The sequence below is a fragment of the Methylocystis sp. JAN1 genome, assembly GCF_052186135.1.
GTDB lineage: Bacteria > Pseudomonadota > Alphaproteobacteria > Rhizobiales > Beijerinckiaceae > Methylocystis.
The window spans coordinates 43,785-66,884 of the sequence record NZ_CP181499.1; the positions used below are offsets into that span (position 1 = coordinate 43,785).

General features: G+C 67.4%; 19 protein-coding genes and 2 riboswitches. Of the genes, 13 read left to right on the forward strand and 6 right to left on the reverse strand.

The window, feature by feature from the left end; genetic code table 11:
• The first annotated feature begins 131 nt into the window (after positions 1 to 131).
• The 7 genes from ACNHKD_RS00240 to msrA all read left to right on the forward strand — a co-directional run bounded on the left by ACNHKD_RS00240 (position 132) and on the right by msrA (position 8,202).
• A complete protein-coding gene (locus ACNHKD_RS00240; RefSeq protein ID WP_442755126.1) occupies positions 132 to 1,964 on the forward strand; it encodes an extracellular solute-binding protein in 1,833 nt (610 codons plus the stop codon).
• On the forward strand, positions 1,961 to 3,034 hold the full coding sequence (locus ACNHKD_RS00245) for an AMP-dependent synthetase (RefSeq protein WP_442755127.1): 1,074 nt from the start codon (positions 1,961 to 1,963) through the stop codon (positions 3,032 to 3,034). Before ACNHKD_RS00240 ends, ACNHKD_RS00245 begins: the two co-directional genes overlap by 4 nt.
• 213 nt (positions 3,035 to 3,247) lie before the next feature.
• The gene (locus ACNHKD_RS00250) at positions 3,248 to 4,237 is read left to right on the forward strand and encodes an SPFH domain-containing protein (RefSeq protein WP_442755128.1); all 990 of its coding nucleotides are present in this window, start codon (positions 3,248 to 3,250) and stop codon (positions 4,235 to 4,237) included.
• Positions 4,238 to 4,424: 187 nt separating this feature from the next.
• The gene (locus tag ACNHKD_RS00255; RefSeq protein ID WP_442755129.1) at positions 4,425 to 4,886 is read left to right on the forward strand and encodes an NfeD family protein; all 462 of its coding nucleotides are present in this window, start codon (positions 4,425 to 4,427) and stop codon (positions 4,884 to 4,886) included.
• 116 nt (positions 4,887 to 5,002) lie between these two features.
• Complete coding sequence (mutL, locus tag ACNHKD_RS00260; RefSeq protein WP_442755130.1) at positions 5,003 to 6,850, forward strand: DNA mismatch repair endonuclease MutL; 1,848 nt, start codon at positions 5,003 to 5,005, stop codon at positions 6,848 to 6,850.
• Positions 6,851 to 6,982: 132 nt separating this feature from the next.
• Positions 6,983 to 7,525: a peptide-methionine (R)-S-oxide reductase MsrB gene (msrB, locus tag ACNHKD_RS00265; RefSeq protein ID WP_442755131.1), complete on the forward strand. Its 543-nt coding sequence runs from the start codon at positions 6,983 to 6,985 to the stop codon at positions 7,523 to 7,525.
• Positions 7,522 to 8,202 carry a peptide-methionine (S)-S-oxide reductase MsrA gene (gene msrA, locus ACNHKD_RS00270; RefSeq protein WP_442755132.1) on the forward strand — a complete coding sequence of 227 codons (681 nt, stop codon included), beginning with the start codon at positions 7,522 to 7,524 and terminating at the stop codon, positions 8,200 to 8,202. The genes msrB and msrA overlap by 4 nt, the downstream gene beginning before the upstream one ends.
• A 147-nt stretch (positions 8,203 to 8,349) precedes the next feature.
• Here msrA and ACNHKD_RS00275 read toward each other — a convergent pair whose 3' ends face one another.
• Positions 8,350 to 10,380 carry a hypothetical protein gene (locus tag ACNHKD_RS00275; protein WP_442755133.1) on the reverse strand — a complete coding sequence of 677 codons (2,031 nt, stop codon included), beginning with the start codon at positions 10,378 to 10,380 and terminating at the stop codon, positions 8,350 to 8,352.
• 159 nt (positions 10,381 to 10,539) lie between these two features.
• Positions 10,540 to 10,627: riboswitch (glycine riboswitch) on the forward strand.
• Positions 10,628 to 10,631: 4 nt separating this feature from the next.
• Positions 10,632 to 10,723, forward strand: a riboswitch (glycine riboswitch).
• Positions 10,724 to 10,786: 63 nt separating this feature from the next.
• On the opposite strand from ACNHKD_RS00275, the gene gcvT reads away from it, so the two are divergent.
• The 4 genes from gcvT to gcvPB are packed head-to-tail and all read left to right on the forward strand — an operon-like array spanning position 10,787 to position 15,180.
• Positions 10,787 to 11,917 carry a glycine cleavage system aminomethyltransferase GcvT gene (gcvT, locus tag ACNHKD_RS00280; protein WP_442755134.1) on the forward strand — a complete coding sequence of 377 codons (1,131 nt, stop codon included), beginning with the start codon at positions 10,787 to 10,789 and terminating at the stop codon, positions 11,915 to 11,917.
• Between the two features lie 10 nt (positions 11,918 to 11,927).
• A complete protein-coding gene (gcvH, locus tag ACNHKD_RS00285) occupies positions 11,928 to 12,302 on the forward strand; it encodes a glycine cleavage system protein GcvH (protein ID WP_442755135.1) in 375 nt (124 codons plus the stop codon).
• A 20-nt stretch (positions 12,303 to 12,322) separates the two neighbouring features.
• Positions 12,323 to 13,663, forward strand: coding sequence for an aminomethyl-transferring glycine dehydrogenase subunit GcvPA (gene gcvPA / locus ACNHKD_RS00290; protein WP_442755136.1), 1,341 nt, complete (start codon positions 12,323 to 12,325; stop codon positions 13,661 to 13,663).
• The gene (gcvPB, locus tag ACNHKD_RS00295; protein WP_442755137.1) at positions 13,663 to 15,180 is read left to right on the forward strand and encodes an aminomethyl-transferring glycine dehydrogenase subunit GcvPB; all 1,518 of its coding nucleotides are present in this window, start codon (positions 13,663 to 13,665) and stop codon (positions 15,178 to 15,180) included. The genes gcvPA and gcvPB overlap by 1 nt, the downstream gene beginning before the upstream one ends.
• 305 nt (positions 15,181 to 15,485) lie before the next feature.
• Here gcvPB and ACNHKD_RS00300 read toward each other — a convergent pair whose 3' ends face one another.
• The 5 genes from ACNHKD_RS00300 to ACNHKD_RS00320 all read right to left on the reverse strand — a co-directional run bounded on the left by ACNHKD_RS00300 (position 15,486) and on the right by ACNHKD_RS00320 (position 21,183).
• Complete coding sequence (locus ACNHKD_RS00300) at positions 15,486 to 16,550, reverse strand: cytochrome-c peroxidase (RefSeq protein WP_442755138.1); 1,065 nt, start codon at positions 16,548 to 16,550, stop codon at positions 15,486 to 15,488.
• Positions 16,551 to 16,602: 52 nt separating this feature from the next.
• Positions 16,603 to 17,244, reverse strand: a complete 642-nt coding sequence (locus tag ACNHKD_RS00305; protein WP_442755139.1) for a S24 family peptidase — start codon at positions 17,242 to 17,244, stop codon at positions 16,603 to 16,605.
• 141 nt (positions 17,245 to 17,385) lie between these two features.
• Positions 17,386 to 19,239 carry a cation:proton antiporter domain-containing protein gene (locus ACNHKD_RS00310; protein WP_442755140.1) on the reverse strand — a complete coding sequence of 618 codons (1,854 nt, stop codon included), beginning with the start codon at positions 19,237 to 19,239 and terminating at the stop codon, positions 17,386 to 17,388.
• Between the two features lie 159 nt (positions 19,240 to 19,398).
• Positions 19,399 to 19,896: a DUF2147 domain-containing protein gene (locus tag ACNHKD_RS00315; RefSeq protein ID WP_442755141.1), complete on the reverse strand. Its 498-nt coding sequence runs from the start codon at positions 19,894 to 19,896 to the stop codon at positions 19,399 to 19,401.
• A gap of 84 nt (positions 19,897 to 19,980) precedes the next feature.
• The gene (locus ACNHKD_RS00320) at positions 19,981 to 21,183 is read right to left on the reverse strand and encodes a glycosyltransferase family 4 protein (protein WP_442755142.1); all 1,203 of its coding nucleotides are present in this window, start codon (positions 21,181 to 21,183) and stop codon (positions 19,981 to 19,983) included.
• A 137-nt stretch (positions 21,184 to 21,320) separates the two neighbouring features.
• Between ACNHKD_RS00320 and ACNHKD_RS00325 the strand changes: the two genes are divergently transcribed.
• Both ACNHKD_RS00325 and bcsS read left to right on the forward strand, forming a co-directional pair.
• A complete protein-coding gene (locus ACNHKD_RS00325) occupies positions 21,321 to 22,184 on the forward strand; it encodes an alpha/beta hydrolase (protein ID WP_442755143.1) in 864 nt (287 codons plus the stop codon).
• Between the two features lie 201 nt (positions 22,185 to 22,385).
• Complete coding sequence (bcsS, locus tag ACNHKD_RS00330) at positions 22,386 to 23,096, forward strand: cellulose biosynthesis protein BcsS (protein WP_442755144.1); 711 nt, start codon at positions 22,386 to 22,388, stop codon at positions 23,094 to 23,096.
• Positions 23,097 to 23,100: the final 4 nt, after the last annotated feature.

A 23,100-nucleotide genomic window follows, 5' to 3' on the forward strand; every position in this document is an offset into this window, starting at 1 on the left:
CGCCAAATTCCAGCGGCTCTTTGCGCGCCGCGGGCCGCTTCCGGACGCACGGTCACGTAAAATTTGAAAATGCGGCGGAATGAGGCCCGTCTTCGACTTCAAGCGGCCATAGGTTCGATTATGGTCACGCTATGAGGTTTCTTGCGATTCGCGCGATTCGCCGCCCATCTCTGGCCCTTGCGGCCCTTCTTGCGGGTTTTGCGCTCGGCGGGCCGCTATTCGCCGCCGAGCCCACCCATGGCCTGGCGATGCACGGGGCGCCGGCCTTACCCGGTGATTTTGATCATTTCCCCTATGCCGACCCCGCCGCGAAGAAGGGGGGGCGGCTGCGCGTCGGCTTGTCCGGCGCCTTCGACAGCCTCAATCCCTTCAACGTGAAATCCGGCACCGCCGCCCAGGGACTCGTCGGCAACGTCTTCCAGGGGCTGATGGCGCGCTCGCAGGACGAGCCCTTCACCCTCTATCCGCTGATCGCGCAGTCGATCGAGATCGACCCGGCGCGAACGCGCGTGACCTTCCATCTCGACCCGCGCGCGCATTTTTCCGACGGCAGGGCGGTCACGGCGGAAGACGTGCTCTTTTCCTTCGACCTTCTGAAATCGAAGGGCCGTCCGCAACAGCGAATCGCCTATGGCCTCGTGAAGGCGGCCACGGCGCCCGACGCCCACACTGTCAAATATGATCTGACAGGCGTCGGCGACCGGGAGTTGCCGCTCATTCTCGCCATCATGCCGGTGCTGCCGAAGCATGCGACCGACGTCGAGCGCTTTTCCGAGTCGACGCTCGCCAAGCCCATCGGCTCCGGCCCCTATGTCGTCGCCGACGCGCAGGCCGGGGCGCGCATGTTGTTGAAGCGCGATCCGAACTACTGGGGCGCCGATGTGCCGAGCCAGCGCGGCTTCTATAATTTCGACGAGATCGACATCCAGTATTTCCGCGACGGCAATTCGCTTTTCGAAGCCTTCAAGGCGGGCCTGATCGACTATCGCGACGAGACCTCCACGACGCGCTGGTCGACGGGCTACGATTTCCCGGCGCTACGCGACGGGCGCATCGTCAGGGAGGCGTTGAGGAGCGAGAATCCAAAGGGATTGAACGGCTTCGTCTTCAATACCCGCCGGCCGCTCTTCAAGGACGCGAGGCTGCGCGAAGCCTTCGGCATGATGTTCGATTTCGAATGGGTCAATGCGAAATATTACGCCGGGCTGTACACGCGCACCAAAAGCTTTTTCGACGAATCCGAGCTTTCCTCGTCCGGCCGTCCCGCCGACGAGAAGGAACGGGCGCTGCTCGCGCCCTGGCCCGACGCCGTGCGCGCCGACATTCTGGATGGCGAATGGCGTCCGCCGGTGAGCGACGGCTCGGGCCGCGACCGCGAAATGGCGAAGCGCGCCCTCGGCCTTCTGGCCGCCGCCGGCTGCCGGCTCGACGGCGACAAGCTCCTGAAGGACGGCGAGCCCGTCTCCTTCGAAATCATGGTCAGGGACCGTGATCAGGAGCGGCTCGCGCTCGCCTACGCCTCCTCGCTCGCGCGCATCGGCGCCGACGTCCGCGTGCGCCTCGTCGATGAAGTGCAATATCAGCGCCGGCGCCAGAAATTCGATTTCGACATGATGATCGGCCAATATCTGGCCTCGGCCTCGCCGGGCAACGAACAGCGCATGCGCTGGAGCTCCGCGACCGCCAATCAGGAATCGTCCTTCAACCTCGCCGGCGCCGCCTCGCCCGCGATCGACGGCATGATCGCCGCGCTGCTCGCGGCGCGGAGCCACGAGGACTTCGTGGCCGCCGTGCGCGCCTATGACCGCGTGCTTTTGTCGGGATTTTACGTCGTGCCGCTGTTTCACGCTTCCGAGCAATGGATCGCGCATTCGACCGATATTGCGCGTCCCGAAAGGCTGCCGCACTATGGAACGCCGCTCTTCGGCCCGACGCTCGAGAGCTGGTGGAGAAAAAATCCATGACGGCCCGCGCCGCCTTTTTGGAAGACGACGACGCGGCGCTCGCGCGCGCCCATCCCCTGACGCTTTTCGGCTTCGACGCCCTCATCGCGGGCGCCGCGCGGCCCCGACCCGGCGCGCTCGCCTTTCGCGACGACCATGACGGCCCCGCCGACGAGGTGGCCTATGCCGACCTTTATCAGCGCGTGGGCGCCGCCCTCTCGCGGCTGCGGGCCTTCGAATTCGCGCCGGGCGAAAGGGCGCTCATCTGCTGTCCGCCGGGCGCCCAGAGCTTCGTCGCGCTCACGGCGGCGCTCGCCGCCGGGCTAGACCCCGTGCTGGCGCCGCCGCCCTTGCCCTATTCGCGCGACGCCGTCGCCCAGGCGGCGAAGGCGCTGAAGGTTTCGGCGCTTTTCGGACCCGCGCAATTTTGCGGGCTCGATTTCGAGGCGCCGCTTCGGGAGATCGCCGCCGGCGCGCCCTCGATCCGCCTCATCGGCGCGCTGCATGGCGCGCTCGACGGCGCCGCCGATTTTTCCCCCGCCGCTCTCGCCGCGCGGCCGGCGCCGCGCGCGCGGCTCGACGACGAGTGGGGCGCCGACGAGCGCCGGCTCATCGGCGCGCTCGACGATGTGGGACAGGTCGATTTCGCCACGCAGGGCGCGCTGCTCGGCGCCGCGCTCGATCTCGTGCGCGCGACGCGGGCGGCTGGCGAGGCGCCGATCCTCTCGCTCTGCGCGCCGAGTTCGCTGTCCGCCCTCGTCGCTGGCCCGCTCGCCGCGCTCCTCGCCGGCTGCCCGCTGCATTTCCTCGCGCCCTTCAAGGCCGCGCGCTTCGTCGAGACGCTCGACGCGCTGGGCCCGACGCGCCTTGTCGCGCCTTCGTCCGTCCTCGCCGATCTCGGCCGCGCGGGGTTCCTCACAAACGGCGCGCTCGTTTCGGTCGCGGCGCTCTGCAACGGCGCTGGAGCCGCGCGCCTCGACGCCGCGCCCGCCTGCCCCATCGTCGAGCTGCGCGCGGCGGGCGGCGCGGTGAGCCTGCGCGCGACGCATGCGCCAGCGCACAGTGGGAGAAGCGCCGCCGCGCGAGAGTGACGCAGGATGACGCGATCATGATGACGCCCCTCGCGCTTCGAGACGCCCGCGTTGCGGGCTCTTCAGCACGAGGACTCGTCGTCTGCGCCAACCACTTGGGCCTCATCCTGAGGAGCGAGCGAAGCTCGCGTCTCGAAGGACGAGATTGCCTTGGAGCTTTAACAGACCACACGCGCGAAAGCGCGTGAAGTTCTCGCCCCAACGGAGGAATCCATGGGCTTCCCGCTTTTCATCGTCGGCGTCGTTTCAATCGCCCTTCTGATGCTCGACCACAATTACGGCCTCGGCCTGCCGATCCTGCACAATCCGCTGTTCTGGTTCGCTTATGTGGCGTTGCTCGCGCTCGCGAGCATGGTGCGTTTCGTGCGTCAGCAGAGCGTGCTCGTGATCGAGCGCCTGGGCCGCTACAACCGCACGCTCTCGGCGGGCGTGAATTTCGTCTATCCGATCGTCGAGCGCGTGGCCTACGCATTCGATCTGCGCGAGCAGGTGATCGACGTGCCGGCGCAGGACGCGATCACGAAGGACAACGCCACCGTCACCATCGACGGCATTCTCTATTACAAGATCGTCAACGCAAAGGACGCCGCCTACGGCGCCGAGGACATTCGCCGCGCGATCATCAATCTGGCGCAGACCTCCATGCGCTCCGCGATCGGCTCGATGGAGCTCGACAAGACCTTCGAGAATCGCAGCGAGATCAATGAGCGCGTCGTGCGCGCGGTCTCGGACGCCGCGCAGCTCTGGGGCGCCTATGTGACGCGCTATGAGATCAAGGACATCAAGATGCCCGAGTCGCTGCGCCAGTCCATGGAGCGGCAGATGAAGGCCGAGCGCGACAAGCGCGCCGCCGTGCTGGAATCGGAGGGCGTGAAACAGTCCGAGATCAACCGCGCCGAGGGCGAGAAGCAGGCGGCGATCCTGCGCGCGGAAGGCCAGGCCAAGGCGATCGAGCTGGTGCGCTCGCAGATTACGCAGGTCGGCGGCGAGCAGGCGGTGCAGCTCGAAGTCGCGAAGAGCGCCATCGAACAATATGGCCGCCTCGCCAAGGCCGGCAATTCCGTCGTGCTGATGGGCGACGGCGCCGATCCCGCGGGCTGGATCGCCAAGGCCATGGCGGTGCTGAACACGGTGAACAAGGGCGGAACGCCGCCGCAGGCGGGCCGGAATAATGCGCAGCCATGGCAGCAGCGGCCGGAGTAATATGGGGCGGCCCTCGTCCGACCCTCGCTGACGCGAGGGCCGCCTTCTCCCGTGAACGGGAGAAGGCGTGAACTGACGGATATTTGATTAAAAATCTGCGTGCACGCTCCTTCTCCCGCCTGCGGGAGAAGGCGACCCCGCGAAGCGGAGTCGGATGAGGGCGCTCGCAGCAAGACCCGGTGACCCCATGGAGCCTTCTTTCCTCTTCGATCCCGCCAACGCCAGCCTGATCGCAGGCCTCGTGCTGCTGGCCATCGACATCCTCGTCATCGGCCTGTCGCCCGTGATGTTCGTCGGCGCCGGCTCCATCGCCGCGAGCCTGCTTCTCTACGTGACGGGCTGGCGCCCCGCGCTTGCCGAGACGCTGGCGCTGATCGCGGGCGCGAGCCTCCTCGTCGCGCTGATCGGCTGGCGCCCGCTGCAACGCTTCCAGGCCGCCGACGTGCAGGAGGACCAGAGCAGCGATCTCGTCGGCCGGGAGCTCGTGACGACTCACGACGTAACGAAAGACGGCGGCCGCGTGCATTGGTCGGGGCTCGACTGGGAAGCGCGCCTTGCCGCTGACGCGCCTGTCGAGCGCCTCGGCCCCGGCGCAAGAGCGCGAGTGGCGCGGGTGGAGAATTTGACGCTGGTGCTGGCGCCGCTGTGAGAGTCATTGCGCGCGAGGCGAAGCGATAAAAGGTTGCGGCGGCCGCCGGGGACAGCTTCGCCGGCGCCGACCCGCGCGCCATGACGGCGCAAGCGCGGAAGTGCTATAGCTCCCTCATGCCCGTTCGCCGCCTCGATCCCATCCTTGTCGACCGCATCGCCGCCGGCGAGGTGGTGGAGCGCCCCAGCTCGGCCGTAAAGGAACTGGTCGAAAACGCGCTCGACGCGTGCGCGGCGCGCATCGACGTCGCGATCGAGGAAAGCGGACGCCGGCTCATTCGCGTCATCGACGACGGCTGCGGCATGGACGAAGCCGATCTCGCCCTCGCCGTCGAACGTCACGCCACCTCGAAAATTCCTGACGGCGATCTGACGCAGATCGCGACGCTCGGCTTTCGCGGCGAGGCGCTGCCCTCCATCGCCGCCGTCGCCGATCTCACGATCGACACGCGCGCGCGAGGCGCCGATCACGGCTTTTCGATCCGCGTCGAAGCGGGCGAAAAGCGCGGCCTGACCGCATCGGCCTGGCCGCGCGGCACGCGCATTGAAGCCCGCGCGCTTTTCGCCGCGACGCCCGCGCGGCTGAAATTCCTCAAGACCGAGCGCACCGAGACGGCCGCCGTCGTCGACGTCGTCAAGCGCCTCGCCTTGGCGCACCCCAACGTGCGCTTCTCGCTTTCGACCGACGCCGGCGCGCTCTTCGACTACCCCGCCTGCGGCGAAGACGTTGCGCGGCGCGTTGCGCAGGTGCTCGGCGAAGAGTTCCGCGCCAACGCCTTCCATGTCGAGGCCGAACGGCAGGGCGTGCGCCTTACAGGACTCGCAAGCCTGCCGACCTACAATCGCGGCAACGCCCAGGCGCAATATGTCTATGTCAATGGCCGCCCGGTGCGCGACAAGCTCTTCGCCGGCGCCATACGCGCCGCCTATCTCGACTTCCTCGCGCATGACAGACATCCCTTCGTCGCGCTCTTCATCGATTGCGATCCGCGCATCGTGGACGTGAACGTGCATCCCGCCAAGGCCGAAGTGCGCTTCGCCGATCCGGGCCTTGTGCGCGGCTTGGTCGTTGGGGCGCTCAAACAGGCGCTCGGCGAACAAAGCCATCGCAGCGCGAACGCCAACGCCCGCATGGCGATCGACATGCTCGCTCGCGACAGCGCGCCCCGCTATGAGACGCAGTATCGCGGCTCATCCGGTTCGGAGCGCGCTTGGGACGAAAAACCGGTTTCCGCTTTTTCGCAACGCGCGCCGGCGCCGGCGAACTGGGACCTTGCGCGTTCGCCTTTCGCGCCGTCCGGTTTCGCGGAATCGCCGCAAGCGGCGTTCGACGTCGGCGCGCCCGCCGCGCCCGTGCACGAGGCGCCAGTCGAATCGATCGACGGCGCCCCGCTCGGCGCGGCGCGCGCGCAATTGCACGAGACATACATCATCGCGCAGACGCGCGACGGGCTCGTCATCGTCGACCAGCACGCGGCGCATGAGCGACTTGTCTATGAGAAACTGAAGAAGCAACGCGAGGAGACGGGCGTCGCCAGGCAGATCCTGCTCATGCCCGTCGTGGTCGATCTCGACGAAACGCGGATGAACGCGCTTGCGCCCGCCTTCGAGGAACTGGCTTCGCTCGGTCTCGTTCTGGAGTCCTTCGGCCCCGGCGCCGTGCTGGTGCGCGAGGCGCCGGCGATTCTGGGCGAGGTCAATCATAGGCGGCTCGTCGAGGACATCGCCGATCTCCTCGCGGAGGATGGCGACGCGCGCGGCCTGTCGCGCAGGCTCGACCATGCGCTCGCGACCTGCGCCTGCCATCATTCCGTGCGCGCCGGACGCCGCCTCTCTCCGGGAGAAATGAACGCGTTGCTGCGGGAGATGGAGACGACTCCCGGCGCCGCGCAATGCAATCACGGACGGCCGACCTATGTGGAGCTGAAGCTCGCCGACATAGAGAAGCTTTTTGGCCGCAAATGAGCTTGAGCGAGGGGCCGCGACGCTTAGTTAACAGGATAGGGTCCGTCATTGCGAGCGGAGCGAAGCAGTCCACCCGATCGCCCTGGATTACGTCGCTTCGCTTTCCGCAATGACGGCGTTTGAGGGAGTCTCATGAACCGTCGCCTGTTCGCCTCCAGCGCTTTGGCGCTTCCCTTCCTTCCCTGGCGCGCCCGCGCCGCGGAAAGCGTCGAGATCGAATCCTTCGACTCCGCCGGCGGGAGTCTCGGCGTCTCGCGCGTCGAAAAGATCGTGAAGACCGACGCGCAATGGCGCGCGCAGCTTTCGGCGCTGGCCTACGACGTGACGCGCCGTGAAGGCACGGAACGCGCCTTCACCGGCCCCTATTGGGACGCGCATGAGGACGGGCTCTTCCGCTGCGTCTGCTGCGACACGGCCCTTTTCGACTCGAAGACGAAGTATGATTCCGGCACCGGCTGGCCCAGCTTCTTCGCTCCGGTCTCCAAAGCAAATGTCGCCGAGAGCGCGGACAGCTCCTATGGCATGCGCCGCGTCGCCGTCTCCTGCAAGCGATGCGACGCGCATCTCGGCCATGTGTTCGCCGACGGACCGAAGCCGACAGGGCTGCGCTATTGCATGAACGGCGTGGCGCTGCGTTTCGTCGCGCGCGGACAAGCGCAAGGTCGTTCAGGATGAAGTCCGCCCGTCTCGCTCTCGCGGCGCTCGCCTTCCTCGCGTCGCCGCTCACGGCGCGGGAGCGCGCGGCCGGCCTGCCGCCGCCCGCCTACGACCCGGCGCCGGCGGCGAACGGGCCGCAAAAGCTCGTCGTCGCGGGCGGCTGCTTCTGGGGCGTGCAGGGGGTGTTTCAACATGTGAGCGGCGTCTCCCGCGCCGTCTCGGGCTATGCGGGCGGCGCGGCGGAGACCGCGCATTACGCTCTCGTCTCGCAAGGCGACACGGGCCATGCGGAATCCGTGGAAATCACTTACGATCCCAAGGCCGTGAGTCTGGGCAGGCTGCTGCAGGTCTATTTCTCGGTCGTCCACGATCCGACGCAACTGAACCGGCAGGGGCCGGACGAAGGAACGCAATACCGCTCCGCGATTTTCGTCGCGACGCCCGAGCAGGAGAAGGCGGCGCGCGACTATATATCGCAGCTCTCGACCGCGGCGGCCTTCGACGCGCCGATCGTCACGAAGCTTGAGCCGCTAGCCCGCTTCTATCCCGCGGAGGCCTATCATCAGGACTATCTGCTCCAGCATCCGCGCGCGCCTTACATCGTCTCCAACGATCTGCCGAAGATCGAGAATTTGAGGAAGCTCTTCCCCGATCTCTACAAAGAGACGCCCGCATTGACCTCGCTCTCCCCGTAAAACGGGGCGAGGGTCAGGGTGAGGAGCGACGGGACGCCGGCGCTCTTGCTTTTTGCGGCCCCGAGCCGAACGCTTTGTGGGGCTCGCCCCTCATCCCGGCCTCATCCCCGCAAGGAGAGGGAGCAGGGCTCGCGGGCCGCCACTCCGTCACCCCCCGAACAGGCGTTTGAAAAATCCCTTCGGCTTTTGCCGCGCCGATTCGGGCGCAGGCGGCGACGACGCAGCTGCGGCGCTCATGCCGGCGGCGACGCGGGTCTGCTCCTCCTCGCGTTCGACGCCCGCGCGGGCGATGAGGGAGGCGAGCGCGGGCGCGGAAGTCGCGGAAATCCAGCGGCCGGCGCGCCGCGCGGCGAGATAGTCGGCGAGCGCCGAGGCGCTTTCGAGGTCGCGGCTTCTCTCGAAATGGGCGATGGCGCGCTGGGCGCCCGCGACATCCGCAAGCCGTCGCGCGGCGAGCGCGGCGGCGCGCCGCAGGTCTGGATCGGGCGACAGGCCGATGCGCGCCTCGCGCAAAATGCGCGCGTCTTCCTCCTGCGACAGAGCGCGCAACGCGGCGAGCTGCCCCGGGACGTCGAGCCCCGGCGGCGGCATCCCCTCGGCGCCGCAGGCGGCGGCGTAGCGCGCGGCGAGCGAAACGGCCGCGCGCGGCTCGCCGCCGATCCGGGGGTTCTGGACGAGCGGCCCGCCGCGCGCGATGAGAGCGGCGAGCGCGGGATCGGTCCCGTAGGCCGCATAGCCGCCGGCATGCTGCAGCGCCTCCCGCGCGGGAGCGGGGGCTTCCGTCGCCAGCGCGGCGAAATTGGCCTGCTGCAGGGGCTCGAAAACGTCCCACAGGCCCGCGGCGGAAAAGCGCGCGGGAAATCCGGCGCGCGCCAGCGCGTCGTTGGCGCCGGCGACAAGCTTTTCGCGGCGTCCCTTGAGGCCCGCCGCGCGTTCCGCGAAGGCCCGCGCCGCCGCACCCGTGCTGACGCGCGCCGAAGCGGTCGCGGCGCGGCGCATCAGCTCGTCGAGCAGCGGATCGTCGTCCGCGAGACGACGGGGAACGAGGCCGTCCGCCTCGATGCGAAAGAGCCGGGCGAAGGCCGGCCCGCCGGGATCGATGGGCGCGACCCCGAGATCGCCCGCGCGCGCCGCCGGCGAGACGAGCCCGACCTCGTCGCCGAGCGCGGCGCCGTAAAAGTCGATCTCGATCGTCTCCCCGAGGCCGGCGCCGTTCTTCTCGCCGCTACGGCGCACGGCGACGCCGTCGGCCTCGGGCGAATCGGGGTCGAGCAGCAGATTGAGGAGATTGGCGACGACGAAGGCGTCGTTCGCCTCCACGGCGTCGGGATATTCCTCGGGCTCGCCCGTCGCCTGGCGGATGTCGTCGAAGGTCAGGAGATCGACGATCGGCTCGCCGGCCTGTTTCTGCTCCTGCATCCAGCCGCGCAGGCGGCGGCGCTGGTTGAGGGCGAGGGCGACCGAGGTGCGGCCGAGAAGCGTCGCGCTTTCCTCGAGCGAATCGGGGATGCGCAGCCGCAGCGCCGCGCGCGGCGCGCCGTTCTCGCGCAGCCAATGCTGCATGATGGCGAAAGGCGCCTCGCGCGTGTCGGCGGCCGTTTCCGTCTCCAGCGCGCGCGCCTCGAGCAGCAACCGGCTCTGATAGGCGGGAAAGACCCGGCGCGCAGGCGAAAGGCGCGCAATCAAGGCGCCGCTCGGCGCCTGTTCGAAGGCGCGGCGCTGGCCGAAGGCCCAGACCAGGCGCGCCCCGGCCGCGGCCGTCTGCTCGCGGGCGAGGCGCTCCACATCGCCGCGCGGCGACAGCGAGACGAGACGGAAGACGGCCGCCTCCGCGCTGTTCCCCTCGGGCAAAAGCGTCATGAGCAGGCGGTAGTCGCCAAAGGGCGGCTGATCGCGCTCGGATCCGAGATGCAGCGTCAGCTCGCCGCCGTCGGGGGCGACGAGGCGCACGAAACGATGTTCGGGCGGCAGGTCGCATATTGCGGGCCCGGCGCGCCAGCGCGCGGCGTCGATCGCGTCGACAAGCGTCGGCTCTTCGTCAAACCCCGCGTCCCGCGCCGAGACCACGATGAGCGCGGGATGCGCCGCCGCCGACGGCCCCCGCTCGGCGCCGTCGAAAGAGCCGATGACCAGCCGTCGCCGGCCGTCCCAAAAGTAGTCGAACTGCTCCTGCCACATTCGCCGCAGCGCCCAGAGTGAAAGCCAAGATGAAGCATGGCGCCGCCAGCCATGCGGGAGAAAGGCGCCGAAAGAATAGCCGCGCGGGCGCCCCGTGCGCAAATATCGCGATGGTCCGGCTTGACGCGCCGCGAAACGAGGCACATCTTGCGGTTTGCAAGCTCCTTCGCGGGAGAGACCGGCGCGCGCCGGCGCCGAAGGCGAAACCGCCCCGGAAACGCTCAGGCAAAAGGACCGCGGGGGGAAAGAGACTCTGGAAAGCGGCGCGGCGCGCGAGCGCTTCGTCCACCGAAGGGCGTAACCCGCGAGAGCGCGGGGAAATCTCTCAGGTCACCGGACAGAGGGGGCGCTCGGTAAAGCGGGATTCCGCTTGCCGCGCTGACTGCCCAACGCCGGAGAGTCGTCCATGGCCGCCGAGCCCAATCTCGAGAGCGCGCCGCTGGCGCATTTGCCGCTCGACGCCCTGCATCGCAGCCTGGGCGCGCGCATGGCCCCTTTCGCCGGCTATGACATGCCGCTGCAATATGCGGGGGGCATCGTGTCGGAGACCCTTCACACGCGACAAAAAGCGGGGCTCTTCGACGTGTCGCATATGGGCCAGGCGATCCTTGCCGGCGCCGGCGCCGCGCGGGCGCTGGAGAGCCTGACGCCTGGCGACATCGCCGGCCTCGCGCCGGGACGCACCCGCTACACCCAGTTTTTGAACGAAAAAGGCGGCGTTCTCGACGACCTCCTCGTCACGCGCCTGCCCGGCGTCGAGGAGCGCCTGCTCCTCGTCGTCAACGCCTCGCGGAAGGCCGACGATTTCGCGCTCATTCGCGAGCGCCTGCCGCATTTCGACTTTCTCCCGTTGAACCGCGCGCTGATCGCCCTGCAAGGGCCGCGCGCGGCCGCCATCCTCGGCGCCCTCCTCCCCGGCGCCGAGGACATTCGCTTCATGCACTGGCAGGCCTTCGAGGAAGGCGATTCGAGCTTCTTCGTCTCGCGCAGCGGCTATACCGGGGAAGACGGATTCGAGATCTCCCTGCGGGCTGACCGCGCCGAAACCTTCGTGAACGCGCTTCTGCAAAACCCGGACGTCGCGCCTGTCGGGCTTGGCGCGCGCGACGCCTTGCGCCTGGAGGCCGGTCTTCCGCTCTATGGCCATGATCTCGACGAGACGACCGACCCGGTGGAGGCGGGCCTCGCCTGGTCGATCGGCAAAAGACGGCGCATGGAAGGCGGCTTTCCGGGCTTCGACCGCATCGACGCCGCCTTGCGCAACGGGCCGGCGCGCCTGCGGGTCGGCCTGCTGCCGAAATCGAAGGCGCCGGCGCGCGAAGGCGCCATTCTGATTTCCGAGAGCGGCGAGGTCGTCGGACACGTCACGTCCGGCGGTTTCTCGCCGACCCTGCAGCGGCCGATCGCCATGGGCTATGTCGCGCGCGCCTTCGCCGCGCCGGGCGCCGCGGTTTTCACCGAGCTGCGGGGCAACCGCATCGGCGTCGACGTCGCGCCGCTGCCTTTCGTCGCGCATCGCTACTTCAAGCCGAACTGAGGGAGACGACATGAGCGGGCTGCGTTTCACCAAGGACCACGAATATCTCCGCCTCGACGGCGACACCGCGACGATCGGCATTTCCGACTATGCGCAGTCGCAGCTCGGCGACATCGTCTTCGTCGATCTTCCCGCCGTCGGAAAAAAGGTCACGAAGGGCTCGGAACTCGCCGTCATCGAAAGCGTCAAGGCCGCGAGCGAGGTCTATGCGCCGGTCTCCGGCGAGGTGATCGAGGTGAACGCCGAGCTCGGCGAGAAGCCCGCCCTCGTCAATGACGATCCGCTGGCGGAAGGCTGGCTCGTGAAGCTGCGCGTGGAAAACGCCGGCGAATCGGAAACGCTGATGGACGAGACGGCTTACGCCGGCTTCGTGAAGAGCCTGTAGCGCGAAAGGACGGCAAGAAGATGCGTTATCATCCTCTGTCCGACGCCGACAGAAAGGCGATGCTCGCGACGGTCGGCGTCGCGAATGTGGAGGCGCTTTTCGCGGACGCGCCGGCGTCGACGCTTCTGAAAGCGCCGCTCGATCTGCCGCCCCACAAATCCGAGCTCGAGGTCGAGCGCGTCTTTTCGCGCCTCGCCGCGCGCAATACGCCGGCGGGCCGCGTTCCCTTTTTCGTCGGCGCCGGCGCCTATCGCCATCATGCGCCCGCGAGCGTCGACCATCTGATCCAGCGCTCGGAATTTCTGACGAGCTACACGCCTTACCAGCCGGAAATATCGCAAGGCACGCTCCAATATCTTTTCGAGTTCCAGACGCAGGTCGCCTTGCTCGCCGGCATGGACGCGGCGAACGCCTCCATGTATGACGGCTCGACCGCGACCGCCGAAGCGGTGCTGATGGCGCATCGGCTGACGAAGCGGCGCAAGGCGCTGCTCTCGGGCGGGCTGCATCCGCATTACGCCGAAGTGACGCGCACGATCTCGCGCCTCGCCGACGACGAGGTCGTGGACATGGCGCCCGACATTTTCGGCGCCGAGGATCTGATTGCGCGGATCGACGAAACCCTTTCCTGCGTCGTCGTGCAGACCCCGGACTTCTTCGGCAATCTCCGCGATCTCACAAAGATCGCGGAGGCGTGCCACAGGCATGGAGCCCTGCTGATCGCGGTCTTCACGGAAGCGGTGTCGCTCGGCCTCTTGACGCCGCCGGGCGCCATGGGCGCGGACATCGTCGTCGGCGAAGGCCAGTCCATCGGCAATGCGCTGAATTTCGGCGGCCCCTATGTCGGCCTCTTCGCCACGCGGCGCGATTATGTGCGGCAGATGCCGGGGCGGCTCGCAGGCGAGAGCGTCGACGCCGACGGACGGCGCTCCTATGTGCTGACGCTTTCGACGCGCGAGCAGCATATCCGCCGCGACAAGGCCACCTCGAACATCTGCACCAATTCGGGCCTCTGCGCGCTCGCCTTCACGATTCATCTAACGCTGCTCGGCGAGGCGGGGCTGGCGAAGCTCGCGCGGCTCAATCACGCTAACGCCGTGGCGCTCGCGGAGATGCTCGAGAGGGTCCCGAATGTCGAACTGGTCAATAAGAGCTTCTTCAACGAATTCACCCTTCGCGTTAAGGGCGACGCCGGGTCGCTCGTCGAGAAGCTGGCGGCGAAAGGGGTGATCGCAGGCGTTCCCGTGTCGCGGCTCCTCCCGAATGCGGGCCTGGATGATCTCCTTCTCGTCGCCAGCACCGAAACCAATACGCATGAAGACCGCGCGGCCCTCGCCGCCGCGCTCGAGGAAGCGCTCTGATGCTCGACCGCCCTGCTCACATTGAAGAAACGCCTGAGACCTTCACGGGAAATCGCGGGCTCGATCAGGAAGAGCCTTTGCTCTTCGAGATCGGCCGGCTCGATGCGACCGGCGTCGACCTGGACGAGGCGCCGCAGATCACGCCGCGTCTCGGCGGCCTCGAACGCAAGGACGCCATCGGGCTTCCCGGCCTCACCGAGCCGGAGACGATGCGCCATTATGTGCGCCTGTCGCGCAAGAACTATTCGATCGACGCGGGTCTCTATCCGCTCGGCTCCTGCACGATGAAGCACAATCCACGCCTCAACGAAAAGATGGCGCGACTGGAGGGCTTCGCGGACATCCATCCGTTGCAGCCGGTCTCGACCGTTCAGGGCGCGCTCGCCTTGATGCAGACGCTCGCCGACTGGCTGATGACGCTTACCGGCATGCACGCCGTCGCGCTCTCGCCGAAAGCGGGCGCCCATGGCGAGCTCTGCGGCATGATGGCGATCAAGTCCGCCATCGCGGCGAGGGGCGAAGGCGCGACGCGCAATGTCGTGCTGATTCCGCAATCGGCGCACGGCACCAACCCGGCGACGGCGGCGCTGCTCGGCTTCTCCGTGCGCGTGGCGCCGGCGGCGGAAGACGGAACCGTGCGCGCGGACTCCGTGCGCGCGGCGCTCGGTCCCGACGTCGCCGCGATCATGCTCACGAACCCCAACACATGCGGGCTCTTCGAGCGCGAGATTGCGGAGATCGCGGAAGCCGTTCATGAAGCGGGCGCCTATTTTTACTGCGACGGCGCGAATTTCAACGCCATCGCGGGCGTGGCGCGTCCTGGCGATTTCGGCGTCGACGCCATGCATATCAATCTGCACAAGACCTTCTCGACGCCCCATGGCGGCGGCGGGCCGGGCGCCGGGCCGGTCGTTCTCTCAAAACGTCTCGCGCCCTTCGCGCCGGTTCCGTTCATCCGCCGCGACGGCGAGAAGCTTGCGCTCGTTGAACATGCGGAAGGGACGCAGAGCTTCGGCCGCATGACGGCCTTCCATGGCCAGATGGGCATGTTCGTGCGCGCGCTCGCTTACATGCTCGCGCATGGCGGCGATGGAATCGCGCAGGCTTCGAAGGACGCCGTCCTGTCGGCGAATTACGTCCGCGCCTCGCTGCGCGAGGTGATGAGCCAGCCATTCGGCGACCGTCCCTGCATGCATGAAGTCCTGTTCGACGACGCGTGGCTGAAGGGAACGGGCGTGACCACGCTCGATTTCGCAAAGGCGATGATCGACGAGGGCTACCATCCGATGACGATGTATTTTCCCCTCGTCGTGCATGGCGCGATGCTGATCGAGCCGACGGAATCAGAATCGAAGGCGTCGCTCGATCTCTTCATAGCGACGCTGCGCGATCTCGTGAAAAGCGCCAAGGAAGGCGATACGAAACGCTTTGCCGAGGCGCCGCGCTTCGCGCCGCGTCGGCGCGTGGACGAGACGCTTGCGGCGAGGAAGCCGGTGCTGAGGTGGAGCGTCGGGTGAAGCAAAATGCGACAAGCGGCGGTGACGCCACCAGGGTCTCGGGTGAACGCAGGGCGTGAGCAAATCCCTCCCCTTTACTGGGAGGGTGGCCCCGCGAAGCGGGGTCGGGTGGGGTCAGCCCTAATCTATGTGGCGGCGGCGAGAACCCCACCCGGCGGTCTTCGACCGCCGACCTCCCCGTAAAGGGGAGGTATCGGCGCCACTCGAAGGACGAGGCCGCGCCAGGGATTTGTCGACAATTGGCGCAAGCGTCCGACAAGGCGGGCGCTTCGCCGCCCGCCTTTCTCTTTGCATTCCCGATGGGCTTACCGCTCGCGCGGCGGCAGGATCGGGAGCATGATTTCCGGCTGCTTGCCGGTCAGGGACTTGAGGAAAGCGACGATCTTCGTCGTTTCGTCATCGGACAGCTTCACGCCCAGTTGCGACTCGGCCATCACATTGACGGCCTTGCCGAGATCGAAGGTCGAGCCCGTGTGGAAATAGGGGGCCGTCAGTTCGACATTGCGCAGCGACGGGACCTTGAAGACATAGCGGTCGGCGATGTTCTTCGTCACCGCGTAGCGGCCGGCGTCCTCCGCCGGGAGGTGCTCGGGGCCCGGATTGGCGATGACGCCGAATTTGGCGTAGCTCTTGCCCCCGACATTGACGCCGTTGTGGCAACCCGAGCAGCCCTTGTCGATGAAGAGCTTGAGACCCGCTTTCTGATCGTCGGAAAGCGCCGCGTCGTCGCCGGTCAGCCAGCGGTCGAAAGGCGCGTCGGGCGTGATCAGCGTCGCTTCGAAGACGGCGATGGCCCGGCCGATATTGTCGTAGACGAGCGGTTCGGCCTCGCCGGGAAAGGCCTTCTTGAAGAGGTCGCCATAGCCGGAGATCGTCCTGAGCTGCTCGATCTCGCGCTGCTTGGTGGCGGCGAGCTCGCTCGGGTTGATCGCCATCGGGCCGCCGCGCGTTTTCAGCATCGCCTTGGGATTGGCCATCACCGAATTAACGACCTGATCCTTGAGGTCGCCGGCGCGGCCGTCCCAGTATTGGGACTTGTTGAAGACCGCGTTGAAGACGGTCTGCACCTCGCGGCCCGCGAGCTGCGCGGCGCCGCTCGACAGCGCGCCGCCGTCAACGCCGCCCATGCTGAGATTGTGGCAGGTCGCGCAGGCGAAAGTGCGGCTGTCGGACAGGCGCGGTTCGAAATAGAGCATCTTGCCGAGCGCGAGCTTTTCGGGCGTCGCCGGATTGTCGGCCAGCGCCGGCGCGGTCTTGGGGATCGGCTCGAAAAGCCCTTTCGCCTGATCGCGCAGCGCGTCCTGCGCGCGGGCGGCGCCGGCGCCAAGCGACAGGAGAGCGAAAAGTGAGGCGATCAGGGAATGACGCATGTTCGGACCCATCTCCGGAAGAGTTAGGAATCGTTCTATAGCACAGCTCCTCTCACTGGCTCGCCCATAAAATCCGCGCCATCCAGCTCACTTCCTCGCGCGGAATGACGCGGTCGGGAAAGGCCGGGTTGACCGAACGCAGTTCGATCAAGCGGGCCGTCTGGCGCTTCAGCTCCTTCGCCATGATCTCGCCGGCGGTCGTCTTCACCACCACGCGGTCGCCGCGGCGAATGGGCGCAGCGGGAGACACGATGACGATGTCGCCGTCGCGGTAGAGCGGCGCCATGGAGTCGCCGGAGATTTCCAGCGCATAGGAGTGCTCGTCGGCGTCGGCGAGCACGTCGATCTCGTCCCAGCCGGCTCCCACCGCGAAGCCGGCGTCGTCAAAAAAGCCGCCCTCCCCCGCCTGGGCGAGTCCGATCAGCGGGCGCGTATGGCGCCGCGTCGCCGAGCTGTTGGCGGAGACGAGCGCCATGAATTCGTCGAGGCTCGCCCCCGTCGCCTGCAGAACCTTGGCGATGGATTCCGTCGAGGGCCAGCGCTGACGTCCCTCCGGCGTCTCGCGCTTGGAGCGGTTGAAGGTGGTCGGGTCCAGCCCCGCCTTTCGGGCGAGGCCGGAGGGGGTCAAGCCGTAGCGCTCGCCGAGCGCGTCGATCGCGGCCCAGATCTGCGCGTGAGAGAGGATGTCGGTCATCGAAAGGCCGTAGCGGGGATGGAATTCCTAGTTAGGAATATATCCTCCAGCCTCCTCGCGCAAGATGAATTTCTCTTATCGGGGCGCGGCTTATGCAACTATCAGCTTTGGCGAGATTTTTGGCCCCATCCCGCAGGAAAGCTAAGCCTCCTCCTCCTCTTCCTTCGCAGGGCCGGAGATGCGGCGACGGGCCTGCTCGCGCTTGATCTGGTTGCGCCGCTCCGTCTGCCGCGCCCGCGCCTCCTCGCCGGATGGCTGCAATATCTTGCGGAATTCGTCGCGCTTCTCGTGGATCGAGGCGATGACGTAGCCCATGGGCACGCCGACGTCGACGAGCACGGTCTCGGCAAGCTGGAGGCTCGCCTCGATCGTTTCGGGGATCGCGTCGCTGGCGCCGAGGCCGTAGAGCGCCGTGGCGTGACGGGCGTCGCGGGCGCGGGCGACGATGATGAGATCCTCGCGAATTTCGTGGGCGATGCGCACGACCTCCTCGACGGCGGGCGCATTCTCGATGGTGACGACCAGCGCGCGCGCCTGCTCGATTCCGCAGCGGAGGAGGAGCTCCCGTCGCGTGGCGTTGCCCCAGTAAATCTCGACGCCCTTCTCGCGCCCCTGCGCGACGAGCGAGACGACATTCTCGACGGCGACAAAGGGCACGTTGTGGCGGGAGAGCATCTCCCCCACGAGGCTGCCGATGCGGCCGAAACCGACGATCACCACGCGCCCCTCGGCGACGCCGCCTTCCGGCGCGAAGTGGGCGTATTGGACCTCGTCGTCCTCTCGCTCCGCCGGCCGGCCGAGCCGCGCGCCGATCCGGCCCAGGAACGGAATGAAGAAGATGGAAAGCGTCACCACCACCATGGCGTCGGCGCCGAAATGGCCGGGCAGCACGCCCGCCAGCATGGCGGAGGTGAGGAGAGCGAAGGCGAATTCGCCGCCCGGCGCCAGCAGCAGCGCCGCCTCCGCCGCCGCGCTCCATTCGATGCCGAAGAGCAAAGCGAGCGGGAAGATGATGGCGGCCTTCACGGCGGTCAGGCCCAGCGCATTCAGGACGACCGACGCAGGATCGGCGATGACCGCGCCGATATCGAGGCCCGCGCCGACGGAGACGAAAAAGAGGCCGAGAAGCAGGCCCTTGAAGGGCTCGATCGTCACCTCTATCTCGCGGCGGAATTCGGTTTCGGCCAGCAGCAGGCCGGCCACAAAAGCGCCGAGACCCATTGAGAGCCCCGCCGCGGCCGTGACCAGCGCCTCGCCCACAACGACCAGAAGGCAGGCCGCCATGAAAAGCTCGGTGAGCTGGACCGAGGCGACGAGCCGGAACAGCGGACGCAGCAGCAGGCGGCCGAAGACGATGAGGCCGGCGAGCGCGAGAAAGGCCGGCAGAAAGGCGGAGACGGCCTGGAGCGCGCTGAAACCGTCCTTGGCCTGCGCCATGAAGGAGACGAAGAACAGCGCCGGCGCGACCATGAGATCCTGCAGCAGCAGGACGGAAAAGGCGACGCGGCCCGGCGCCTTGTTGATGCGCCGGCCCTCCGAGAGCACCGGCATGACGACGGCGGTCGAGGACATGGCGAGCGCCACGCCCATGAGGATGGAGGGCGCCGTATCCACGCCGAACCAGTATCGGCCGACAAGGGCGAGGACGGTCGAGCAGACGCCGACCTGGGCGAGGCCCAGGCCGAAGACGAGGCGCCGCAGGCGCGCCAGGCGCTCCCAGGAGAGCTCCAGCCCGATCATGAAGAGCAGGAAGACCAGCCCAAACTCGGCGAGCTGCGAGACGCCCTGCACGTCGGCGATCGTGAAGAAGGAGGCGAGATTGCCCGGCTCCGAGAAACGGCCCAGCCCGCGCGGCCCGAGCGCCGCGCCCGCGAGCAGGAAGCCGAGCACCGGGCTCACCCGCAGACGATGGAACAGCGGGACGACGACGCCCGCCGTGGCGAGAAAGACGAGCGCCTCGCGATAGGATTCAAGATGTAACGGATTCTCGTTCAATGAGCCCCCTGCCGTGATATTGATTCGATTAAGCAATTTAAAGGCCGCGGCGCGTTTGGCGAGCGCGCGGGCGATAAAACTTCATCTTTGGCGCGCATAAAAAAGCGCCGCCCGGGAGGCGGCGCCAGAAGTTGGGCGGAGGATGGGCCTGAACCGGGCCTATTCGGCGCGCGCGGACTCCTTACCATGCGCGGGCGCCGCGGCGGCGCTCTGAGCCTTGGCCGCGGCGACGCGCGTCCAGGTCTCGCCGCTGCACAGGAAGCCCCAGAGGCATCCCTTCAACCGCAGCTCATTCGCCGATTTGATGGTGATGAAACCGTCATAGGTCTTGCCGTCCTTGGCGTTGTAAAGCTTGCCCTTCCATTCGTTGGGGCCGCTCTTCGCCGCGCCGCGCAGGATCACGGTGCCGATCGCCTTCTCGTCCTCGGGCTTCTTCACCGAGATGAGCTTGGCGCACAACAGAGCGCCGCAATCGTAAAAGCTGAACTGCTCGCCCCCCTCCGGTCGAAGCCAGACGCCATGCGGATCGTTGGGGTCAGGGGCGCTCACCGCCGCGACGGGGGCGGCGAGAAGGGCCAGAGCCGCGAAGGCCGCGGCGGGGGCCGCAAGATGCGCGAGGCCGCGCGCGAGGGGATCGAATACAGAAATACGCTTCATTTCGATCGCTCCTTTAAGTGGCGATGAAGGAAGCATCCCGCCGCATAAGGGCGATTCTTCGACGTTAATGGGGACTCGTCGGGGCTAATGCTGAAGCAGACGCTTGTAAGCCTCGAGCGTCGCGCGCTGCATCTGCTCGACCGAGAAGCGCGACTGCACGTTGAGCCGCGCGCGCAGCATCATCTCGTCGCGCGCCGACGCCTTCATCGCGAGCGCCTCGGCGACCGCCCCCGCCAGCGCCGCCGGATCGCCGGGCGGCACGCGCCAGCCCGTCGCCTCCTGCGCCCGGCACTGCGGCGGCGCGCACACGATCTCGGGCGCGGCGCCGATATCGGAGACGATCACCGGCGCCCCCATGGCCTGCGCCTCGATGGCGACGCGGCCGAAGGCCTCGGGCTCGGTGGAGGGCGCGACGATGACGGCGGCGGCGAGATAGGCGGCCGGCATGTCGTCGCAATGACCGACGATGCGCACAAAGCCCTCGAGCCCCGCGCGGGCGATCTGGGTCTCCAGATTGCGGCGGAAGCTGTCGCTGCGCGGATCGCCGACGAAGAGAATGCGAATGTCGTCCCGCAAATCGGCGGCGAGGCGCTTCGCCGCGTCGATCATCACGGCGTGGCCCTTGCGCGCGGCGAGACGCGCGGGGAGCAGCACCGCGCGCTCATGCGGCGCGACGCCCCACTCGGCGCGCAGCCTTTGCACGCGCGCGGGCGACACGGCGGCGGGCGAGAAGAGGCGCAGGTCCGCGCCGCGCGGAATGACGACGACGCGATCGGCGGCTTCCGGGTGAAGCTTCCGGATGCGCGCCGCCGCGAAATCCGAAATGGCGATGACGATGTCGCCAGAGGCCATGATGGCGTTGTAGCGCAGTTTGATCGGCGAGGTTCCGTAATAGGCGCTGTGATAGGTGGTGATGAATTTCACGCCCGTCTGCCGAGTGGCGTAGTAAGCGACCCAGGCCGGCGCGCGCGAGCGCGCATGCACGATGTCGACGCCCTCGTCGCGGATGATGCGCGCGAGCTGAACGGAGTTGAGCGCCATGGCGATGGGGTTCTTCGTCGCCGCCGGGAAAGGCAGCCACACGCCGCCCTTCGATTGCAGCTCGCTGACCAGGCGCCCGCCGCGAGAGGCGACGAGGCTGCGCCCGCCCGCGGCCGCGAGCGCCTCCGCCATATCGACGGTCGCGCGCTCCGCCCCTCCCGACTGAAGGTCGGGAACGATCTGCAGCACCGTGCGGCCGATCAGCGAGGCGTCGGCGGCGGCGAGGGGGGCGAGGGTCTGGGACATTTGATAAGGGACGAGCGGGCCGTTTGTTACGTTGCGAACGCTCGCATTCTCTTACGAGATTATTTACCAACTATGAGCAAAACGCGGGAATTCAAGCGCGCAGGGCTTGCGCCTCCCGAAACTCTAGAGAGACGAGCTTGAGCGAGACCGTCACCGATCATGTCGACGTCGAAAATCCCTCCGGCGGCGCGTCCTGGCGCATCGCGCGGCGCCTGCGCCAGGCGACGGGCCTTGGCGACGGCGGTCCTGGACTCGTTTGGCTCGGCGGATTCGCCTCGGACATGGAGTCGAACAAGGCGAGCTTTCTCGACGCATGGGCGCAGGAGAGAGGCCGCGCCTTCCTGCGATTCGATTATTCGGGCCACGGCGTCTCGGGCGGGCGGTTTGAGGAGGGCTGCATCGGCGACTGGCTGGAGCAGACGGCCGCCTTGTTCGACCGCTCGACGCAGGGCCCGCAGATCGTCGTGGGCAGCTCCATGGGCGGCTGGATCGCCTTGCTGCTCGCGCAGCGCCTCGCTGAAAGGAAGGAGAGCCGTCGCCTCGCCGGCCTGGTGCTGCTCGCCCCGGCGGTCGATTTCACCGAAGAGCTGATGTGGAAGAATCTCGACGAGGCGGCGCGCCGGGAGATCATGGAGAAAGGCGCCTGGATGCGCGCCTCTCCTTACGCCGCCGATCCGACGCCGATCACGCGCCGGCTCATAGAGGACGGACGCCGGCATCTGCTGCTCGGCGGGGTGATCCGCGCCCATGCGCGCGTGCATATTCTGCAAGGCATGGCGGACCCGGACGTGCCCTGGCGCCATGCGCTCGCCGTCGTCGAGCGTCTCTCGGCGGACCCTGTGACGCTGACCTTCATCGCCGACGGCGACCATCGCCTGTCGCGGCCGGAGGACCTCGCGCAGCTCGCCGCCGCCGTGGCGCTGATGAGCGCGCCGCCAGCGGGGGCGCCAGCCCCCGACCTCTTCGCGCAAGCGCCTCCCGACCAGGACCGGAGCATTTAAATCAATCTTAGCCATAAGAATTCCTTCCCTCAAAACCGCATCAATTTGTTAAGTCCCGTAAAGCAACTCTGCTCGCGCATGCAGGCGCCATGAAGGGCGCGGAATGCGGCGAAGGGCGAGAGATCGCCCGCAGGCAAATGAGTTGTCTCGACCATGCGCGCGTCTCGAACATCGGCTTTCGTCATCGCTTTGGCGATATCGATGACATTCGGGACGACCGCGCGCGCCGCGGATTGGTATACTGGCGTCCCGACCGACGGGCCGCCGCTCCCCAAGGCCCCGCGCGCCACGCTCGACATCGCGCTGGACGGAACGAGCCAGGCGGCCTATTCGGCCGCGCTCATCGGCACGATTGCGCCGTTCACGCCGCTCGACCGCAGCGGCTTTCGCGTGCGCGCCAGCGGCATCGTCGGCACCTACACCTATGACTCCACGAGCGTCGGCAAGGTCAACGGCAACCTGACCGGCGGCGCCATGCTCATGGGCTATGAATGGGTCTTCAAGCGCGCGACGGTTTCGGTCTATCTCGGCGGCGAGATCGTCAACACCACCATTTCGCCCAACGACCCGAACAACCAGGCCAAGGGCACGAGCGTCGGCATCAAGGTCGCAACAGACTTCTACGTCACGCCGACCAACGACACGATGATCGCGGGCGTGTTCTCCTACTCCTCGAATTTCAGCTCCTATTACGGCCGCCTGAAATTCGGCATGGCCTTCGCCGACCGCATCTATGTCGGTCCCGAGGTCGGCATGCTGGGCGACAACTTCTTCCAGCAATGGCGGATCGGCGGCCATGTGACCGGCATAAGGTTTGGCATGCTGCAATTCGGCGCCGCGATGGGTTTCCTTAACGATCGCGTGCGCGGCGGCGGTCTCTACGGCACGGTGGACACTCGTGTAACCTTCTGATCTG

Bases quoted from the DNA above. Each gene is read 5' to 3' on its own strand.
- ACNHKD_RS00240 (WP_442755126.1), top strand. From the start codon at position 132: ATGAGGTTTCTTGCGATTCGCGCGATTCGCCGCCCATCTCTGGCCCTT.
- ACNHKD_RS00275 (WP_442755133.1), bottom strand. From the start codon at position 10,380: ATGTGGCAGGAGCAGTTCGACTACTTTTGGGACGGCCGGCGACGGCTG.
- ACNHKD_RS00320 (WP_442755142.1), bottom strand. From the start codon at position 21,183: ATGTCCCAGACCCTCGCCCCCCTCGCCGCCGCCGACGCCTCGCTGATC.
- gcvPA (WP_442755136.1), top strand. From the start codon at position 12,323: ATGCGTTATCATCCTCTGTCCGACGCCGACAGAAAGGCGATGCTCGCG.
- ACNHKD_RS00250 (WP_442755128.1), top strand. From the start codon at position 3,248: ATGGGCTTCCCGCTTTTCATCGTCGGCGTCGTTTCAATCGCCCTTCTG.
- msrB (WP_442755131.1), top strand. From the start codon at position 6,983: ATGAACCGTCGCCTGTTCGCCTCCAGCGCTTTGGCGCTTCCCTTCCTT.
- mutL (WP_442755130.1), top strand. From the start codon at position 5,003: ATGCCCGTTCGCCGCCTCGATCCCATCCTTGTCGACCGCATCGCCGCC.
- gcvPB (WP_442755137.1), top strand. From the start codon at position 13,663: ATGCTCGACCGCCCTGCTCACATTGAAGAAACGCCTGAGACCTTCACG.
- gcvT (WP_442755134.1), top strand. From the start codon at position 10,787: ATGGCCGCCGAGCCCAATCTCGAGAGCGCGCCGCTGGCGCATTTGCCG.
- gcvH (WP_442755135.1), top strand. From the start codon at position 11,928: ATGAGCGGGCTGCGTTTCACCAAGGACCACGAATATCTCCGCCTCGAC.
- msrA (WP_442755132.1), top strand. From the start codon at position 7,522: ATGAAGTCCGCCCGTCTCGCTCTCGCGGCGCTCGCCTTCCTCGCGTCG.
- bcsS (WP_442755144.1), top strand. From the start codon at position 22,386: ATGACATTCGGGACGACCGCGCGCGCCGCGGATTGGTATACTGGCGTC.
- ACNHKD_RS00255 (WP_442755129.1), top strand. From the start codon at position 4,425: ATGGAGCCTTCTTTCCTCTTCGATCCCGCCAACGCCAGCCTGATCGCA.
- ACNHKD_RS00300 (WP_442755138.1), bottom strand. From the start codon at position 16,550: ATGCGTCATTCCCTGATCGCCTCACTTTTCGCTCTCCTGTCGCTTGGC.
- ACNHKD_RS00245 (WP_442755127.1), top strand. From the start codon at position 1,961: ATGACGGCCCGCGCCGCCTTTTTGGAAGACGACGACGCGGCGCTCGCG.
- ACNHKD_RS00305 (WP_442755139.1), bottom strand. From the start codon at position 17,244: ATGACCGACATCCTCTCTCACGCGCAGATCTGGGCCGCGATCGACGCG.
- ACNHKD_RS00315 (WP_442755141.1), bottom strand. From the start codon at position 19,896: ATGAAGCGTATTTCTGTATTCGATCCCCTCGCGCGCGGCCTCGCGCAT.